Annotated in this window: 23 protein-coding genes and 1 tRNA gene; 18 read left to right on the plus strand and 6 right to left on the minus strand. The window is 36.2% G+C overall.

Going from position 1 to position 17,407, the window contains the following annotated elements; all coding sequences use genetic code 11:
* Positions 1–486: 486 nt before the first annotated feature.
* On the plus strand, positions 487–765 hold the full coding sequence (locus BM018_RS08315) for a transposase (RefSeq protein ID WP_159428202.1): 279 nt from the start codon (positions 487–489) through the stop codon (positions 763–765).
* Between the two features lie 318 nt (positions 766–1,083).
* On the opposite strand, the gene BM018_RS05580 is transcribed toward BM018_RS08315, so the two are convergent.
* On the minus strand, positions 1,084–1,344 hold the full coding sequence (locus BM018_RS05580; protein ID WP_092319469.1) for a hypothetical protein: 261 nt from the start codon (positions 1,342–1,344) through the stop codon (positions 1,084–1,086).
* 315 nt (positions 1,345–1,659) lie between these two features.
* Between BM018_RS05580 and BM018_RS05585 the strand changes: the two genes are divergently transcribed.
* The 9 genes from BM018_RS05585 (at position 1,660) to BM018_RS07855 (ending at position 5,591) form a co-directional block, all read left to right on the plus strand.
* A complete protein-coding gene (locus tag BM018_RS05585) occupies positions 1,660–1,899 on the plus strand; it encodes a hypothetical protein (RefSeq protein ID WP_143280432.1) in 240 nt (79 codons plus the stop codon).
* 192 nt (positions 1,900–2,091) lie between these two features.
* The gene (locus tag BM018_RS05590; RefSeq protein ID WP_092319473.1) at positions 2,092–2,427 is read left to right on the plus strand and encodes a hypothetical protein; all 336 of its coding nucleotides are present in this window, start codon (positions 2,092–2,094) and stop codon (positions 2,425–2,427) included.
* A 14-nt stretch (positions 2,428–2,441) separates the two neighbouring features.
* A complete protein-coding gene (locus BM018_RS07850) occupies positions 2,442–2,579 on the plus strand; it encodes a hypothetical protein (RefSeq protein ID WP_159428203.1) in 138 nt (45 codons plus the stop codon).
* 513 nt (positions 2,580–3,092) lie between these two features.
* Positions 3,093–3,662 (plus strand): hypothetical protein, encoded by a 570-nt coding sequence (locus BM018_RS05595; RefSeq protein WP_092319476.1) that lies wholly within the window; start codon positions 3,093–3,095, stop codon positions 3,660–3,662.
* A gap of 31 nt (positions 3,663–3,693) precedes the next feature.
* Complete coding sequence (locus BM018_RS08160) at positions 3,694–3,816, plus strand: hypothetical protein (RefSeq protein ID WP_268751013.1); 123 nt, start codon at positions 3,694–3,696, stop codon at positions 3,814–3,816.
* Positions 3,817–3,861: 45 nt separating this feature from the next.
* The gene (locus tag BM018_RS07635; protein WP_143280433.1) at positions 3,862–4,059 is read left to right on the plus strand and encodes a hypothetical protein; all 198 of its coding nucleotides are present in this window, start codon (positions 3,862–3,864) and stop codon (positions 4,057–4,059) included.
* Positions 4,060–4,152: 93 nt separating this feature from the next.
* Positions 4,153–4,515, plus strand: coding sequence for a hypothetical protein (locus BM018_RS05600; protein ID WP_092319479.1), 363 nt, complete (start codon positions 4,153–4,155; stop codon positions 4,513–4,515).
* A 703-nt stretch (positions 4,516–5,218) separates the two neighbouring features.
* The gene (locus BM018_RS05610; RefSeq protein WP_092319483.1) at positions 5,219–5,419 is read left to right on the plus strand and encodes a hypothetical protein; all 201 of its coding nucleotides are present in this window, start codon (positions 5,219–5,221) and stop codon (positions 5,417–5,419) included.
* Between the two features lie 4 nt (positions 5,420–5,423).
* Positions 5,424–5,591 carry a hypothetical protein gene (locus tag BM018_RS07855; RefSeq protein ID WP_159428204.1) on the plus strand — a complete coding sequence of 56 codons (168 nt, stop codon included), beginning with the start codon at positions 5,424–5,426 and terminating at the stop codon, positions 5,589–5,591.
* A 391-nt stretch (positions 5,592–5,982) separates the two neighbouring features.
* On the opposite strand, the gene BM018_RS05615 is transcribed toward BM018_RS07855, so the two are convergent.
* The 5 genes from BM018_RS05615 to BM018_RS05635 all read right to left on the minus strand — a co-directional run bounded on the left by BM018_RS05615 (position 5,983) and on the right by BM018_RS05635 (position 9,199).
* Positions 5,983–6,054, minus strand: a tRNA-Gln gene (locus BM018_RS05615).
* Between the two features lie 27 nt (positions 6,055–6,081).
* Positions 6,082–6,336 carry a septation regulator SpoVG gene (spoVG, locus tag BM018_RS05620; protein ID WP_092319485.1) on the minus strand — a complete coding sequence of 85 codons (255 nt, stop codon included), beginning with the start codon at positions 6,334–6,336 and terminating at the stop codon, positions 6,082–6,084.
* 34 nt (positions 6,337–6,370) lie between these two features.
* Positions 6,371–7,225 (minus strand): 4-(cytidine 5'-diphospho)-2-C-methyl-D-erythritol kinase, encoded by an 855-nt coding sequence (ispE, locus tag BM018_RS05625; protein WP_092319487.1) that lies wholly within the window; start codon positions 7,223–7,225, stop codon positions 6,371–6,373.
* Entirely contained in the window at positions 7,225–7,905 is a 681-nt protein-coding gene (locus tag BM018_RS05630) for an ABC transporter ATP-binding protein (protein WP_092319489.1), read from the minus strand. Before BM018_RS05630 ends, ispE begins: the two co-directional genes overlap by 1 nt.
* 4 nt (positions 7,906–7,909) lie before the next feature.
* A complete protein-coding gene (locus BM018_RS05635) occupies positions 7,910–9,199 on the minus strand; it encodes an ABC transporter permease (RefSeq protein WP_092319491.1) in 1,290 nt (429 codons plus the stop codon).
* A gap of 136 nt (positions 9,200–9,335) precedes the next feature.
* On the opposite strand from BM018_RS05635, the gene secG reads away from it, so the two are divergent.
* From secG to BM018_RS05675, 8 genes are all read left to right on the plus strand, one after another.
* The gene (gene secG / locus BM018_RS05640) at positions 9,336–9,623 is read left to right on the plus strand and encodes a preprotein translocase subunit SecG (RefSeq protein ID WP_092319493.1); all 288 of its coding nucleotides are present in this window, start codon (positions 9,336–9,338) and stop codon (positions 9,621–9,623) included.
* 29 nt (positions 9,624–9,652) lie between these two features.
* Positions 9,653–11,146, plus strand: a complete 1,494-nt coding sequence (locus tag BM018_RS05645; RefSeq protein WP_092319495.1) for a glycogen synthase — start codon at positions 9,653–9,655, stop codon at positions 11,144–11,146.
* Positions 11,147–11,232: 86 nt separating this feature from the next.
* Entirely contained in the window at positions 11,233–12,174 is a 942-nt protein-coding gene (locus tag BM018_RS05650; RefSeq protein WP_092319497.1) for a D-alanine--D-alanine ligase family protein, read from the plus strand.
* The gene (locus BM018_RS05655) at positions 12,174–12,899 is read left to right on the plus strand and encodes a cell division protein FtsQ/DivIB (RefSeq protein WP_092319499.1); all 726 of its coding nucleotides are present in this window, start codon (positions 12,174–12,176) and stop codon (positions 12,897–12,899) included. Before BM018_RS05650 ends, BM018_RS05655 begins: the two co-directional genes overlap by 1 nt.
* 14 nt (positions 12,900–12,913) lie before the next feature.
* Positions 12,914–14,164 carry a cell division protein FtsA gene (gene ftsA, locus BM018_RS05660; RefSeq protein WP_092319501.1) on the plus strand — a complete coding sequence of 417 codons (1,251 nt, stop codon included), beginning with the start codon at positions 12,914–12,916 and terminating at the stop codon, positions 14,162–14,164.
* A gap of 84 nt (positions 14,165–14,248) precedes the next feature.
* The gene (gene ftsZ, locus BM018_RS05665; RefSeq protein ID WP_159428205.1) at positions 14,249–15,721 is read left to right on the plus strand and encodes a cell division protein FtsZ; all 1,473 of its coding nucleotides are present in this window, start codon (positions 14,249–14,251) and stop codon (positions 15,719–15,721) included.
* A gap of 30 nt (positions 15,722–15,751) precedes the next feature.
* Complete coding sequence (locus BM018_RS05670) at positions 15,752–16,921, plus strand: LIC_12708 family protein (RefSeq protein ID WP_092319505.1); 1,170 nt, start codon at positions 15,752–15,754, stop codon at positions 16,919–16,921.
* Positions 16,921–17,391: a crossover junction endodeoxyribonuclease RuvC gene (locus BM018_RS05675; protein WP_092319507.1), complete on the plus strand. Its 471-nt coding sequence runs from the start codon at positions 16,921–16,923 to the stop codon at positions 17,389–17,391. The genes BM018_RS05670 and BM018_RS05675 overlap by 1 nt, the downstream gene beginning before the upstream one ends.
* The last annotated feature ends 16 nt before the right edge of the window (positions 17,392–17,407 follow it).

A 17,407-nucleotide genomic window follows, 5' to 3' on the forward strand; every position in this document is an offset into this window, starting at 1 on the left:
GGGGGGGGGGGTATGAATATATTATCCGTTTTAGAAAAAATTTCTCCGCAATCAAGTTTTTTGTATTAAAGTATCTGGAAGACTTTGTTGGAATGGAAAGTCTGTTTGTTCTTATTGGTATTCTTCTCATATTTATATAAACAATAAATATCAATGAGTTTCATTGTGGAGAGTTCCGAAACTGTTTTAGTCACGGTTGAAAGCATCTTTCATGATACGAAGATTTCGTTACAAGAGTAGTTTTTAGCGATTATATTACTTTTAAATGCCAAGAAAAGAATATCAGAGAAACAGGTACAAAGAGACCTTAGTATTTCTTATCCTACCACTTGGAGGATGTTACACCAAATGAGAGATGGCGAGGAACAAAAAAGCCCCCTGTTTCGGAATTGTCGATCGAGATAATAAGAAAGTTTATGCCGAAGTAGCCTTGCCCACAATAGAAAGAATCAAAAACCAAAGGGATACAACATCTCAGACAAGGATTTGAGATTCTTTCACCGAATAATTAATCATAAATTCGAATTTTCAAGGAACGGAATTCATATAAATTCCGTAGAATCCTTCTGGGAAACACTAAAACGAGGCGTCTACGGCATTTATCACCACATTTCCCTGAAATACCTGCAAAGATATATCGATGAATTTTCCTTCCGTTATAATCATCAGGATAACAATGCTTTTTATGTTTTACTAATAGGTGTTTTAATTCATTATTATAAATCTTTTAATATTTCTAAAATAGAGTCTTTATCTATCGTATAAATTTCTTAAAGACATATAGGAAAAGGTTAATGTTGTAAAATGTTATTTGTATGGGAACTATTAAGTGCTTGAATATGATAGATAATTATAGAAATCATCTCAATAGAATTTTCTGATAGACTATTTAATTGTTTAATTGCTGCTTGCAATTCTGTTTCAATCTTAAATATCAATGCTTTATTGATGCTAGCTTCTTGAATAATGTTAAAACGGATTCCTTTAATTATTCCCTTTTCAGGCCTATGAAATTGATATCAACTACGTCTGTCAAAATTTATAGGCTTTTTAATACTGTTGGAACTGCTCAGTAAAAATATATCATGGATATTGGAAATTTTGTCTGCTTTTACCACCATAAATCAACTTTTCTTTTATTTTATCATTATATTGTAAGAAATTTGAGTTATTTTCAATATCAATTTGAAAACTTGTATTAATCTCATTTTTATCTAATAAAAATGCTTGATATAATGGCAATTCTTTTTTATATAATTTATTAAAACAGTTTTTAATGTATTGACGATATTTATTTGGAACAACAGCTGCAACGTGTGTTGTGATAACACGTGGAGAGTCCAAGCAAAAATATTAACTAATTCGATGTTGATGTCATCAACATATAAAATTAAAATAATAGGCAACTATTCAGAAGATAAAGGTATATTTTTGCTAGAAAATGCCAACAATCAAACTTTACCGTAATTAGGACTATTCTGATGCATCACACCCTTTTGAAGACCATTTTTTGCTGTAAAGTGTTAGGTACAGTTGTAAAATAACGTCTGCGCATTGGTGGAAATTGAGCCAGACAGAAGCATGACATAACAAGAATTGGAAACACAAACAATCCAAAATTTGCACTAGCAATCTGTAGTACCACGTGCCAATAAAATTGTGAAAACTTTATCAGGTATTTCGCCTTGGGTGCAGCTGAATAATAATTATTATTTGGAAAATAATACGAAAGTTTGGTGGTTTGATTCTGATACGATGGAAGTAGTTGTAATGGAAATTCAGGATTCTGGAGGATCTACAGTAACAACTGTATCATGTTATGAATTGGAACTGCAGAGAGGTGTCGGAAACACTGAAGGCACATTTAAACTAATTAAGTCAAAAATACAACAGAAATAAAAACAGATGATCCGAATAATGCGGGTACAGTGATCAGTGTGTCTTATGATTCTTATGTAGATCATTTTATGTAACAACCGAAACAGTAACAACTGCAAATAAAGCATTATAGGCACTAATAATAACACTGTAGACGAAGCAAAAAATAATAAACCAACAACTCCACACTATCATACACGTTTGGATGCTCCATTGTCAGCAAAGGCAGTTGAATCGGCAGTATCTAATGCTTTTTCGAGAGAGCATATTTATGTCAAACTCGATACATTAGCAACGAAACCATCTGCTAGAGGTCAAGTGCAGATAGGTAGTTACCTGCTATACGACACAACAGTACTGATGGTAATGAAAGACATAACTAATGAAGTAATATATAATTATGAAGTCATGCATACTAATTCAGATTGTAGGTCGAAAGTAAGTAATACGATTTTATATCTTTCGAGTTCAGGGGAATATAATGGAAAATTTGTTGGTTTTTCGGTGATGGAAGAAAACGCCTGGTGCAACAAAAATTGCTCAGTTTGATGGAGGTCGAAATTTTGATAACGTCCAAAATGTTCTTAAGACAGCACATACAAATTTTTATTAAAGAAGCAGATTTAATGCAAAATGATCATATTTTGTATCGTGCAGATAGTAGAAACGATTCCACTACTCGTGTAAAGCAGTCGTCATAGGGATCTGTAGTAAAATTGGACGAAAAAAAAATTTATGATTCAGAGGATACGAAGGAATTGTTTTTAATGCATTGGAACAAACTGCTACTGTTGCCATTGCAAAAAGAACAATGAATAAATCATATAGATATAATGTTATATTTTCGAAAGATTCGTCAGATTTTCAGAATCTAACGGATACGGAAGTTAAAAAAAGAATTGCAATCTCGTTTTTACTTGAAGCCTGCAGAAGGCGATCAAACAGCTCCATGGTATAAACATTTTGTGGAAATGAAAGTTGAGGCGGGTGGAATTTCCTAAAAAAGTAAGTTTTTATGCATGAAACGTTTTGCCAACCGAAACAAGTAATGAATTTGAGAAAAAATACAGGTCTTTTTGGAATTATTCTGATAAATCTAGTACGGTATTCGATGTGAAGGTAATAGTATCTGCATCTGGTCGCATATGAACCAAGTTAGTAATGGATCCTAATTATTATAAATCAACATCTTACTGTTGTTATGATCCCCCAAAGTGGAGCATTGGATATTTGATACAGCTCAAAAAACAGCAAGAATCGTTTCTGCAAATGTCAGTGGTTATAAAGATGAAACATGTCGAGTAGGAATGAAAGATTCCATTTCTGAGATAAAAGGGATTTTTGTACTGGCGGGTAGCGTTGAAAATCGGTATGATGATAGAATAGTTTATCTGGATTTGGGCAACTCAGCATCAGGAAATGATGCAAGAATCGTGGCGTCGCATCAAGGTTCTCAAGAGGCTGATGCTATAGTAAAGATAAAAGAATTACGGCAAAAACTTGAAAACAATAAACGATGGAGTTTCCAAAAACAAACTTTGGCAATGCCCGAAGCTGAAGCAATTGTTAGCGCTGTGAAGGTTACGGAATGGCGTATTTTGTCTGGTAATACAGGTGAGAATTTGTCTTATGATGGCAATAATTATGTATTCTTAAAATTTGAAGCAAATACCGTACAAAATCATGCTTGCTACACTAATATAAAAATTACTGTTCATGGAAGTCCTGGTACTTTTAGTTCGATCTCAGCTACGGATTTTGTATATGAGATGAAAACAAGATGATTCAGCAACTCGCGGGATATTTCAACTGATCATGGGAAATAATGCTCAATTTACTCACAAATATATAGCTATGGAGTTAGGAACAGCTGTTAATGACAGGCTGATGAAAGTCGGGTTTGGGGATAAGCCGATGGAAAGCTCAGGAAGAACTTAACAAATTAAGTGAATAAAATTATATAAACGTCAAACAAGAGAATGCTTGGGAAAAAGATTGCTAAACACAGCAATAACAAGAGGTTCGGATACATGGGTTTCATTTTTGCAAAATTCTATTGCGGAAAGTGCAGATGATTCGCATTATTCTTCGTTAGCAGTGACTAATGTAAAACTCGACCCCATAAGAAAACTATCAAAGTGCAGTATGTTACTACACCTGTTGTCCAAGATTTCACCATAGAGACGTTTATGTCTACACAATGATAGAAGACCACTCTGATACAAATGGCGTATTAAATTGACAGGTTGTGGATCGTTTGGAGATAAATTTATTGTGATAGTATTATCAAAAAATAATGCTGTTAAGCGCAATCTAGGACGGTTGGCATTTGGGTCTGATACTGCAGAAGTAAAACAAAGCCTTCAAGCAATAAATCAGGCACGACAATGGAATATTATTGAAAGAACTGCATTATTGTTAGATGTTGGTGAGACGAGTTGCACCTGGTGTGGTACGTTTGTACGATTTTCAAACAACTCCGTTATATTTACGATCCAGAAGCAACGACAATCTATATTTTTGATACTTCAAAACGTACAGCAACAGTATTATTTATTACAAATACTACTAGATCTTATTGATTTGATTTTGAAATTATTGAAAATACAAGTAGTGATTCAGGTATTTTCCAGCTGAGAAATGGATGGTCAATTACTTTTAATAATTGGTATTATGGCATGAAATTTAAGGATAATAAAATAGCGCTCATTTCTAACCAGAATCTAGCTACATTAAAATCTGAATTGTACACAATTGATATGAATATTTCTATAGAAAACAATAAAATGATGTTCTACCTAAAGAGCGCTGCAGAACGAACTTCTGAAATTTTGAAGGAATTAGTCAATATACAATTGTGAGTCTTAATACAAATAAAGCTTATGTTGATCACACGACAGAAGAATTTGTATTTAATCTGGCTATAACAGCAGTATAAGTTATTTCTAAAACTAATGGACATATTGAGATCTGTTGTTAAAGATTTCTAAAATAACAGCTCTAGTAGCACAAAAAGTGAAATATTATTGCTTACGGGTGCTGCTTTATCTCCTTTGAACAATCGATTTTTATATGTAGTGCAACCTGCAGTTCCTCAATTCCCGTACCGAATTGAGGATGATCTTGCTATTAACACTTTCAAAATGAACTTCGATCCCCAATCAAACAACTGATCGATAATGAAAAGGCTTTGGAATCTTTTGCTACAATGTATAATGATGAATGGATACTTTTATATCCTGATAACAATCCTTAATATACATATGACCACCATTCTACAGAATTTTTAACATTTGATTATAACAAGAAACTATTACATCATGCCCAAAAGAAAAATTCTGTGGAAACAAAAGGAGTATATTCTCTTTGGGTTACTAATATTCTGTCTACAGATTTAAAAGGTACTGTTGTGTTCAAACATGTTTCAGGAGCTTATAATTGCCTTAATCATAGCTTTGCTTCTTTCAAGATGTCGGGTTGGATTCACTTAGGTCGTTCTACTTGTTGGTTTCCTGTTGATAACGGTTACTGCATGGACTAATGGAATGGTTTATAAACCCAGTCAAGGTGGGGGTCATTCAGATATAAATAATCCTGGAGGAAAGACAATAAAACATGTACGTTTGGTGATTATGTGCTGGATAATAATTGAAATGGAGACAGCACAAGGCAGTGGCATTAGCGATGAAAAATTCAGCCTAATTCTTCACTAGGATAATTGAATTACCGGATCCATATAATGGTATATTTAGAACTTATGATGGTTTTAATCATCAAAGAACTGGCAATGTTGCTCATAATACGTATATTGATCTTTTGACTAATGGTCAGAAGGTAGATTAAATATGTCGAAGCTTATCATGCAATCTTTGTGGGAGTAAGACCTAATTTATACAATATTAATGTTGCTTATGGAGGATCCGTAGAGCAAGCTTGTTTGATACTTTTAGTGTATCGAAAAATTGGGTAGGCGAAAGCATGGCATTTTCTATGGTAAATAGGGGAGAAAGATCAATATCTGTTCAAGTGAAAGTGGGTTAGTTGGTAATACATAAATGTTAACTAATAAATAAAAACCTACTTTATAAAGTAGGTTTTTATTTTCTGGGGTGGATAGGATCGAACTACCGAATGTCTGGACCAAAACCAGATGCCTTACCACTTGGCTACACCCCAACGAACTCAAATAAAAAATAATTTTTATTATTCTGCGTGATAAGCTTCAAGAATAGCGCTTTGTAAGCGATCACGAAATTCTGAATTGATAGGATGTGCTACATCTTTCAGTTCACCACTACGTGTTTTACGGGAAGGCATTGCAATAAATAACCCTTCTCTACCATCGATAATTTTAATATTGTGGATAACAAAGCAGTCGTCAAATGTTACTGATGCATAGGCCTGTAACTTATTAGCATCCCCTTCTACTTTTTTAATGCGGATATCTGTGATTTCCATGTTAAGCTCCTTTCACATCCAAATTTGATGAGTATCAATTTTTGTAAAAATATAATAGATTACACTCTATAGTTTTTAAGCTGTGAACGGCTTTTTCCAAAATTTGCTTATCCGAATAGAAGAGCACAAAACTGGAACCGCTACCTGTCATTACCATAAAGTTTTGATTGAATTGTTGAAGAAAATAGCGAAATTCATCAAGCCTTTCATTCAATTCTTTAATATTTAATTCAAAAATATTATACACGTTTTTTTCTAAAAAATCAAGACTCCAAACTTGTTTTTTTAAAAAATTTTCTATTTTTTTTGAATTATCAAGATTTTTAGATATATTTTTTAAACTTTCAAAAGCATTTCTCGTGGATATATGTATGTTTGGAGTTACTACTAATATTTGAACTTGTTCATCTATCACTTGGTCAAGAGGAACAATTTTTTCTCCTTTCTCTTGAACCAATGCTGCTCCTCCATAAAGAAAAAAAGGTACATCACTTCCAACTTTTTGTGCAATGGATAAGCATTCTATAATATTTATTCCGTAGTGCTTGCATAAAAATTTCAAAACAGCGCCAGCATCACCTGATCCTCCTCCTAATCCTGCACCTAATGGAACTTTTTTTTCAATAATAATTTTGAAAGAGTGTTTTATTCCAAATTGTTCTTTAAATAAATATAATGCTTCAGAAACTGTATTTTTTTCTGCTATTAAATTTTGAGGATTGTTAAGAAATAATGTTTCATCAGTATGGGCGGAAAAAATTTGTATTTTATCTCCCCAAGGAATTTCATAAAAAATACTGTTAATAAAATGATAACCATCAACAGGATCCCGCCCCGGGACATCCAAAAATAAATTAATTTTTGAGGTGGAATAAAATTCAGCCAGCATCACCTTACTCCTGAAATATCTTCAATTCGGACAATGCGTTCTGAATGTTCGGCAAGTCGACTGCTGTGTGTTGAAATAATCAATGTTGTACTATGTTCGCGTACAAGATCAAACAAAATTTCTTCTAGATGAAGGGCATTTTCTTTGTCGAGAGAACCTGTTGGTTCATCTGCGAAAATAATAGATGGATTGTTTGCCAGAGCTCGAATCACTGCAACCCGTTGCCTTTCTCCTCCTGAAAGTTCGTGAGGTTTATGAGTCATCCGTTGGGATAGTCCCAGTTTTTCAAAAAGGTTTTTTATCCTTTCAATAGAAGTCTCATTTAATTGCTTGGTAATTCGAAGAGGCAAAAGAGCATTTGATAGCGCATCAAGATCCGAAAGCAAAAAGTGATGCTGAAAAATAAAACCAATTTCTTCTGAACGAAATACTGCCATTTTGCGCTCAGAAAGCATATCGATCCTTGTGCCATTGAGTTCGATGCTTCCAGAATCTGCTGAATCCAATCCTGCCAGCAAGTAAAGCAATGTTGTTTTTCCACGACCGCTTTCTCCTGTGATGGCGACACTTTCTTTTTTGAAGGCGTGAAATTCTGTATCTTTTAGTACTGTAACATTACCTGAAGGATGTTTATAAATTTTTGTCAGCTTGTGGGCTGAAATAATTTTTTGTTTCATCATATCTCTACTCTTTCCGTAAAATTTCTGCTGGCTTGAATTTTTGTGACAGCCCTGCAGGGTAAAGAGATGCTAGCAAAACACATGACACCGCTAAAAAGCAAGAAAAAAAAACATCACCTGCTTGAAGTAAGATGGGAAATTCTTTAAGATAATATACTTTTTGATTGAGAAACGTAAAAGGTGCAATGGGAGGCTGGTTGGTCAGGGTTAGCCAAGTTTGAATAAGACCATTGATCACCGCTTCGACTGCACGAACAATGCGATTGAAATTTAAACTTAATATAATTCCAAAAAAGGATCCTAATGCCGAAGCCGATAATCCTAAAAATAATCCAGTTAGCCCAAAAGATAAAGCATCTTCTGTGGGAGTCATGCCCAGTGCTTTGAGTAGAGCTATTTCCTCCCGTTTGTCTGCTACCAGTGCTGTCATTGTCGACAAAATCCCGAAAAATGCTACACAGAAGAAAATGAACAAAAGCATACGAATGATTTGTTTTTCGTTGTTGAGTGCAAGTATAGAATTGAGATTGGACATCCGCCAAGTTGTCAGCTGAAACGGTATCTCCTTTTCGAGTGCAGCCAGATATTTTTCCGGACGCAGGAAATCCCGAACCCGAATGCCAATATATGGAGCATAGGCACCAAATCCTAGTATTTCGCGTGCGTCTTTATAAGAAATAAAAACTAATGAACTATCCAGTGAGGCATCACCAGCAGAAAATATTCCCGCAACCTTGAATCGATATGTAATTGCACCAAGATCCTGATCGTAAATCATCACATCAATATGATCGTTCAGAAAAAGTCCCAGGCTTTGCGCAACCGATTCGCCGATTGTGATCGTTCGAGGCTTGCCAAAGCTCCACTCGCCTTGCTGCAGCGAAAACAGCCGCAAAAATGTTGCATCGTTTGTAAAGCGTGCTGGTAACGCCTTCAAAAGAGCCCCCTGAGTTTCAAACCAGCTTTTCAGTAAAACTTCGCCTTGAGCGTACGGAAAACTATCAACAACACCATTGATGCTTTTAATCAGCGAAATAAAAGTTTCGGGTTCGGGAATGCCGTTCGGCGCCAAAACAGTGATATGTGCATCTTTTTCAGCCAGCCGTTCGAGATAATTGTAGTGAAGTCCGTTTGCGAGCGATAAAATTAAAATCGATGCTGTAACCCCCAAAGTTACAGACGTAAAAGCTAATTTGGGTAGCAGAGATGCACCAGGAGTAGAACTTTTGGGCAACAGACGCCGGACCGCCAAATAGGCAGCCAAATTCAAACGATCGATAAAATCATATTTCATAAATGCCTCGCTTTACTATTAAGTATATCATGCGGCGGTACAAATTTCAAAATTGATTCAAAAACTGCGAAAATATTGATTTTTTGTGAAAATAGCAGTATAATTATATTATTTGAAAAATTTGGAGCCTTGCAACATGATTATTTTTTTATTTACAGTTTTTATTATTTCTATTGTGCTGCTGATTCCTGCGATTTTGATTCAATCGAGCGGATCGGATAATGGCATTTTTTCTGCGAATATTACGGCCGGATCATTTGGTGCACGGTCGAACGAAATTCTAGTGAAATTTACGGCATATTGTGCGGCAGTTTTTATGCTTTCGGCACTTGCGATGTCGGTATATTTTGTCAATCTCAGTGCCCCTCCCGTTCCTTCAGAAGAGCAGGTTCGACAAAGTGATGCTCCTCCTGTTCAGGAATAATTTTATGGAAGGGTAAAAAGGAGGGCAATATGTCCCGGGGGCATGTTCAAAAACCTGAAAAAATCCTGTTTGCAGCAGGCGAAGCAGTTCCTTTTGCCAAAGTCGGAGGCTTGGCAGATGTAATTACAGCGCTTGCGAAGGCACTCAAAAAACAAAAGTATGATATCCGTATCATCATGCCTAAGTATAGAAGCACTTCAAATTTTATGAAAAAACATAACATCGTACTGGAATCCTTGTATAAAGCATCTATCATGCTGAATGGGGAAAAGATTTCGTTTTTGGTGGAAGAAGTGATTTACCAGGAGTTGCCATTTATTTTTGTGAATGCTCCAGAATTCTTTGACCGTGATGGCTTCTATACCGACCCTCAAACTGGTCGTGATTTTCAAGACAATCTAAAACGCTATGTTTTTTTCGATAAGGCGGTGTTAGAAACCTGTAAAGTAATGTCTTTTATTCCAGATATTCTGCACTGTCACGACTGGCATATGGGACTTGTGCCGCTCTATAAAAAAGCACTGCCTGAATATAAAAATGTCTTTACCCATACGCATACGGTATTTACCATTCATAATTTGTCTTATCAAGGGATTTTTCCGATCGATCAATATCCGCAGTTAGATCTCAACTGGAAATACTTCAATATGAATGGCCTTGAATATTATCGTCATATTAACTTTCTAAAGGGTGGAATAGTTTTTTCTGAAGCGGTGAATACAGTCAGCCAGACCTATGCGTGCGAAATTCAAACAGAAGCACTCGGTGCGGGTTTGGAAGGTGTTATTCAAGAAAAATCAATATATGGTGCGTTTTGCGGCATTATGAACGGCGTTGATTATTCTGAGTGGGATCCTAAAACGGACACTTATTTGATGTCGGAATTTGGTTTAAATTACGACATCAAATCGCTCAAAAATAAACAGTTAATTAAAGAACAATTTTCTGAAAAATATGGATTGCAGCTTGATCCAAATATTCCACTTGTTGGAATGATCACACGGCTTTTCGACCAAAAAGGCCTTGATATTTTTCTTGAAGGAATAGAAATTTTGCTTAGAAAAAATATTGCTTTCGCAATACTCGGCACGGGAAAACGTGAATATGAAGAAAAATTAATCAAAATAGCTTGTGCATATCCCCAGCATTTTTTTGTTCGGATTGGGTTTGATATTCCGTTATCGCATGCGATCGAAGCTGCGGCTGATATGTTTTTGATGCCATCGAATTTCGAACCTTCGGGATTAAATCAGCTGTACAGCATGCGTTATGGTACGGTGCCTATTGTCCGCAAAACTGGAGGTTTAGCTGATTCCGTCACCGATGGTAGAACAGGTTTTATTTTTGATGAATACCATCCAGATGCTCTGATTGATACAGTATTAAGAGCCGTGCATTTGTGGCGTTCCGATAAAAAAGCATGGCTTAATATAATGAAAACTGGCATGAAAGAAGACTGGTCCTGGAAACGCTCTGCAAAAGGCTATATCAATATGTATAAAAGTATCCTCAATGCTGACTGAAATTAATAATTGTCATGTTGAAAAATTGACGAAATTTTTACATTGTTTCATAATAATAAATCATTTTATTTAAATAAGAGTGAGTAATGAATAAATTAAAAGTTGCTGTTTTGGCGGGGGGTATTTCTGCAGAACGGGAGATTTCATTATCTTCAGGAAGAAATATCCAGCAAGCTCTTGTTGAGGGAGGGCATCAAGCATATTTACTTGATCCGTCGCAACAAGATTTTGATTTTTTGCAGTTTAAAGAATTTGATGTGGTCTATCCTGTGTTGCACGGAATTGGTGGCGAAGACGGAGTTATTCAGGGAGTATTAGAATTTTACGGATTGCCCTATGTGGGTTCCAATATATGTGCAAGTGCAATAACAATGGATAAATCCTTTACGGAAGAATTTTTTTCTTGCATAGGCATAAATTGTCCGAGAGGTTTTGTTGCAGATAGAGATATCCAAAACAATCTCGATAGAATTGAGCAAATCGGTTATCCTTTTGTTGTCAAGCCTCTATCGGAAGGTTCCAGTATAGGAGTGAAAATTTTTCATACCCCCGATGAAACTTATCAATACTTAAGTCAGCATTTGAAAGAGTATCCTTTTTCTATTATTGAGCCTTATATCCGGGGACGCGAAATGACTGTTGGTATTTTTCAGAAACAGGATGAAATTGAAATACTTCCTATTCTAGAGTTGGCTCCTAAAATGGAATTTTGTGATTTTAAGTCCAAATATACCAAAGGTATGATAGATTTTATTATTCCGGCCCATATCGATAACAAAGTTTTGATCCAAATTCAACACGATGTAAAAAGGATTTTTCATCACCTGCGGCTGAGAGATTGTGTGCGTATTGATTTGATTTTAACTGACGATGATATTCCCTGTTATCTTGAAGTAAATACATCTCCTGGCATGACGCCAACTAGTGATATTCCTGCAATGCTCGAGGCCGCGAAGATACCATTACCGCGCTTTGTAGAAATATTGTGCTATAATGCGTTGCATAGAATAAAAATTTCGGAGTCTTGATGAGATCACTATCGTTTCCAGATAAAAAATCCACATTGCTGATCATTCTTCTTATTGTTCTGAGTGTTTGCGTGCATGGAGTCATATTTTTGCTGCTGGATACGGCGAATGTTTTTCAGATCAAGAAAGTTGATATTTCAGGACTTGAGTTGGCGGATACTCCGTCATTACGTAATTTGATTCTGCCGCTTTATGAACAGTCGTTGACAAGTTTGAATATTAAGCAACTGAATGATCAACTTCTGCAACAACCGCTTGTAGCGAGTAGCGTTACAGAGAGAGATTTTCCTTATACAGTGAAGATTTCTATTGAAGAACGCAAACCTGTTGCGGAGATTCGTTATAACAATGCTATGTTAGTAATTGATAAGACAGGAAAAATTCTTCCACTTGTTCCGAATAAAAGCACGCCACAAATTGTCACGGATTTTGGGTTGATTGTCAATGAGGACCAGATTTTAGATGAATTTCTACTGGAAAATCTGCCGGCTTTAGAACTACCCGTTGCACGTCAGATTTCATCAGTAACGTTTATGCGTGAAAACGGATTGAGCTTTCGATTAGATGGACTGCCTTCAGATTTTCTGATTGGGCAGCGGATTCTTAATCAAAAATTTATTACTCGTGCCTTAGAAATTAAAAATACAATTATCAGTCAGCAGATCGTTCCGCCTGCTAAGATAGACATCCACAGCGACGAAAATGCTGCGATAGGATTCAGATAAATTCAGAGGACATTGTGAGCGTTAAAAAAAATCAACATTCTGCCGTTTTGGCCGGTCTTGATATGGGAACAAGCAAAATTTGTGCTGTTATTTCGCGGTTGAATCACAACAAGCAGTTGGAAATTTTGGGTACGGGATACGTTCCTTCGCGTGGGATCAGAAAAGGTGTGGTGGTGAATTTGGAGCAAGCGGCGGCTTCTGCTCAGGCTGCGATCGAAAAAGCTGAACTTCAAGCAGGTTTGAGGGTTGACGGTGTTTTATTAGGTGTTTCTGGCGGGCATATCGAATCAACTACTAGTAAAGGTGTTATTGCTATTTCCGTTCATAAAGAAATTACTGAAAATGACATCCGACGTGTTATTGATGCTGCTGCAGCTGTAGTGATTCCTCCTGATCGTGAGATTATTCATGTTTTGCCACAGGATTTTGCAGTCGACGATGAGCCGGGAGTCAAGGATCCCGTGGGAATGACAGGAAGTAGGTTGGAGGTGCGGGTCCATATTATTACGGTTGCGGCGGCAGCTGTTAGCAACTTAATTAAAAGCATTTATAAAGCCGGTTTTGATACGGCAGATATTATTTTGAAAACATTAGCTTCGGCACGAGCTGTGGTCAGCGAAGAAGAAAAGGAAGATGGATGTGTTCTTATTGATATTGGTGCAGGCACAACGGATTTTGTTGTTTTTCTGAACGGTGGTATGAGACATACTGGTCAAATTTCGATTGGTGGAAATCATATTACCAATGATATCTCATACGGGATGAAAACGACGATGCATATTGCCGAAAAAATTAAATGCCAGTTTGGATCAGCTATTGCGGTAGCAGTTCCGATGAAGGAACAATTTGAGATTCCTAATCCTACTGGCCGAAGCGAGCGTTGGGAAAGCCGAAGGATTCTGGCTGAAATTATTCAGCCGAGGCTTGAAGAAATTTTGTTTTTAATTAATGAAGAAATTGAAAAAACAGGCTTAAAACCGCGTCTATCAGCTGGAATTATCTTAACAGGTGGCGTATCGTGTACGGAGAATATTGAAAATCTTGCAGCTGAAATTTTTCAAGTGCCTGTGAGGATTGGTTATCCTTTGAATATCAGTGGACTTAATGAATTTGTAGTTGATCCTGCATGTTCGACGGCAACAGGTTTATCATTGTACGTAGCACATTATATTCCTAAATCTGGCTCGATGAGTAGCCCTGATGAAGATCGTAATTTCCAGACGATTGTTAATCGTATCCAAGATTGGTTTAACGAATTTTTTTAGTACGCAAGATTTTGTTAAAGAAATATAATAAAATTCCGAAAATAAAATGTATTATTTTCTATGTTTGTACAATGGGAGGGACTGATGTCTTACTTTGAAGAACTCTGGAATGCCGGCCGTGAAAGTGATGATTTAAACAACGAAAATTCGATAGAAAATATTCCTGGGTTTGACTTATTTAATAAGGAAAATTCTGAACCTGCTGCTTCGGAAATTTTCTTCTCTCCTGATATGATTGCTCCAGAAAAAACTCCTGAACCTGATCAGTTTGAAGGACTTTCGGCAGGAGGGAATCTTAAGGTATTAGGTATTGGTGGTGCGGGTTGCAATGCTGTTAACCGTATGATTGAAGATCAGGTTTTTGGTGTTGAATTTATTGCTGTGAATACAGATGTTCAGGTGTTGAAAAAATCAAAAGCTTCCAAGAAAATAGCAATAGGTTCTAAAGTGACAAAAGGTCTTGGAGCCGGGGCCAAGCCGGAAATCGGTGAAAAAGCAGCCGTTGAGAGTGCCGAAGAAATTCGTCAGGCTGTGAAAGATACAGATATGGTTTTTATTACAGCAGGAATGGGTGGTGGTACCGGTACCGGTGCAGCTCCGGTTATTGCACAGGTTGCTAAAGAAGCAGGTTGTTTAGTTGTAGCTGTTGTGACATTGCCGTTTGGCTTTGAGGGGACAAGGCGCCAGAAAGCAGCTCTTGAAGGGATTGATAAGCTAAAAAATCATGTTGATACTATGTTGGTTATTTCGAATTCGCGTATTTTTGAGGTTGTGGAAAAAAATACGGCAGTAAAAGATGCATTCAAAAAAATCGACGAGGTACTAAAACAGGCTGTACAAGGAATAGCCGGTATTATCAGCGAAACGGCTATTATTAATGTAGATTTTAACGATGTTAAGACTGTGCTTGCCAATAGAGGCGAGGCGATTATGGGCATTGGCATAGCAAAAGGTCAAGATCGAGCTCTCAAGGCTGCAGAAGAAGCATTAGCTAATCCACTCATTGAAAATAATGATTTTCGTCAAGCTGGTGCGATGGTTGCCAAGATTATTGGTGGTACGGACTTTGATATGAAGGAGTTTCATGAAGCAGCTGAAGCAATTGTTGGCTTTTGTCGTGAAGATTCTGAAATTATTATGGGTCTTGATTTTGATGAAGGGCTTAAAGATCAGGTTAAAATTATTATTATAGCAACGGATCTTATCCGTGAAGCTCCTTCTTGGCAAAAACAAAAAAATTCCCTTGATGAACGATGTATTGCTGCAACACCTATCCAAGAAATGATTCATCATCATGAAGAAAAAAATTATTTGGATCCTGATGAAGATTGGGGGTTACGTTTCAATATGGATAAACAACAACGTTCTGAAATACAACAAACTCACAGTGAGAGACGTAGCATTGATTTTTCTGTGAAACATGATCATTCGGGACTTTATGAGGAGTTTGATCCTCGAATGCGCCGATCTGTTCCTGGAGTTCCTGGTATGGCTTCTGATCTTGATACTCCAGCTTTCTTACGCAGAAAAAAACGTGTTCTTAATGATATTGATTGATTTTGGCATCAGTTTATTTGCAGGGAAGGTATGAAAAAAGTATGGTATTTTGCTTTTCTGTTTTTTGGAGCGTGTCAAGATAAAAATGTTATGAAATATGAAAAAGTATTTCAAGCAAGCTTAGGGACAAATGTTCATGAGATTGGATCTAATATACCTATTCTTAAATCCTATACCAATCGGCGTGGTCTTACGGATGAATTGCTAGCTGATTTTCCGGCACTTTTTGTAGAAGATCATAAATTATATGTTACTGATCCTTATAATAAAAAAATCAATGTGTTTTCACTTGGTAAAGATAACAAGCTGTTTTTTTCGATTTCCAATAAGGGGGAACGTTATGAATTTGCGCGACCCTATCAATCATTTGTGGATCGGTATGGAAATATTTATGTGCTTGCGGCCCAGAAGGATTATGAATCTCAGGAGATCTTGAATTTTGAAGGCATGGAGTTAAATACTACATCTGCTACAAAAAATGAATTTTTACAACAAGAGAGAAATTATTATATTTATAAATTCTCTCCTAAGGGTGAATTTTTATTACGTTTTGGTTACAATGGTATTAACAGCGAGCCTATGCCTATGCCGACCCGTTTAAGTGGCGATACATTTGGTAATATTTATGTTTATTTTTATGAGATAATGTCTAATAATATGGCATTTCCTTTAGTGCGGCGTTATTCTAGAAATGGTGACTTTAATTTCGAATTTAATACGCGGAGTGTCAAAATTGATACTAACGCTAATGATATTTATTATAAGGGCAGTATTGTTTCTATGCACAATCTGATAGAAGATGACCAATTAATTGTATTGTCTGAATATCAACCGCTAACTAATTCAAAAGGCGAAGAAATTCCAGCTTTTATAGAAAACATTTGGAGCAGCTTAAATGTTTATTCCATTTTAGAGAATAATTTTACTACACAATTGATGACTTTTTCACACATTACTCCCGAAATTTTAGGGACGGATCTCAAACAGAGGATTTTTTTGCAAGCTTATGATATAAAAAAAGATATGATTAAATTTATTATTATCGATTCGACGACACTTGAGCCTATTGAACTATTTGCACCTATTTACTCTTCTTATTATATCTTAGGTAATTATTTCCTTGATTCTCAAGGAAATCTTTATAATCCTATTATTGATCGTAATAAAAATTTTATCCTTCTCCAATGGAAAGCGAACTAATGGTTATCTGTGGTATTGATCCAGGATTTGATAGGGCAGGATATGCCTTCTTACAAAACATCGGTGCATCACAACCTGTTGTTTTAAGCTATGGAGTAGTCACTACTGATAAATCTCATGATTTCTCTATGCGTCTTTTTGAATTAGCGGAAGATTTTGTTGGTCTTTTCGAACGTTACCAGCCTCAATATCTTGTATTGGAAAAACTTTTTATGGGTCGTAATATTACAACTGCTCTACCTGTAGCAGAAATCCGAGGCGTCTTACGTTATCTTGCTGCGAAAAATAATATAGAACTCACTGAGGTTCCACCAAATACCGTTAAAAAAAATGTCACTGGTTATGGCGGTGCAGATAAAAAACAAATCATTCAAGCAGTTACTTTTTTGTTAAATTTGCCGTATCCTCCTCAGCCTGATGATGCTGCTGATGCTTTGGCGATAGCATTTTGCGGTTTTTTAAAATTTTAAAAAGGTTTTGAATCTC

Origin of the sequence: Brevinema andersonii, assembly GCF_900112165.1 — a bacterium.
Classification (GTDB): domain Bacteria; phylum Spirochaetota; class Brevinematia; order Brevinematales; family Brevinemataceae; genus Brevinema; species Brevinema andersonii.

Excerpts from the sequence above, each read along its gene's own strand:
- BM018_RS08160 (WP_268751013.1), top strand. The coding sequence starts at position 3,694 with ATGGGAAATAATGCTCAATTTACTCACAAATATATAGCTATGGAGTTA.
- BM018_RS07855 (WP_159428204.1), top strand. The coding sequence starts at position 5,424 with ATGGTTTATAAACCCAGTCAAGGTGGGGGTCATTCAGATATAAATAAT.
- spoVG (WP_092319485.1), bottom strand. The coding sequence starts at position 6,336 with ATGGAAATCACAGATATCCGCATTAAAAAAGTAGAAGGGGATGCTAAT.
- ispE (WP_092319487.1), bottom strand. The coding sequence starts at position 7,225 with ATGCTGGCTGAATTTTATTCCACCTCAAAAATTAATTTATTTTTGGAT.
- BM018_RS05630 (WP_092319489.1), bottom strand. The coding sequence starts at position 7,905 with ATGATGAAACAAAAAATTATTTCAGCCCACAAGCTGACAAAAATTTAT.
- BM018_RS05635 (WP_092319491.1), bottom strand. The coding sequence starts at position 9,199 with ATGAAATATGATTTTATCGATCGTTTGAATTTGGCTGCCTATTTGGCG.
- secG (WP_092319493.1), top strand. The coding sequence starts at position 9,336 with ATGATTATTTTTTTATTTACAGTTTTTATTATTTCTATTGTGCTGCTG.
- BM018_RS05645 (WP_092319495.1), top strand. The coding sequence starts at position 9,653 with ATGTCCCGGGGGCATGTTCAAAAACCTGAAAAAATCCTGTTTGCAGCA.
- BM018_RS05650 (WP_092319497.1), top strand. The coding sequence starts at position 11,233 with ATGAATAAATTAAAAGTTGCTGTTTTGGCGGGGGGTATTTCTGCAGAA.
- BM018_RS05655 (WP_092319499.1), top strand. The coding sequence starts at position 12,174 with ATGAGATCACTATCGTTTCCAGATAAAAAATCCACATTGCTGATCATT.
- ftsZ (WP_159428205.1), top strand. The coding sequence starts at position 14,249 with ATGTCTTACTTTGAAGAACTCTGGAATGCCGGCCGTGAAAGTGATGAT.
- BM018_RS05670 (WP_092319505.1), top strand. The coding sequence starts at position 15,752 with ATGAAAAAAGTATGGTATTTTGCTTTTCTGTTTTTTGGAGCGTGTCAA.
- BM018_RS05675 (WP_092319507.1), top strand. The coding sequence starts at position 16,921 with ATGGTTATCTGTGGTATTGATCCAGGATTTGATAGGGCAGGATATGCC.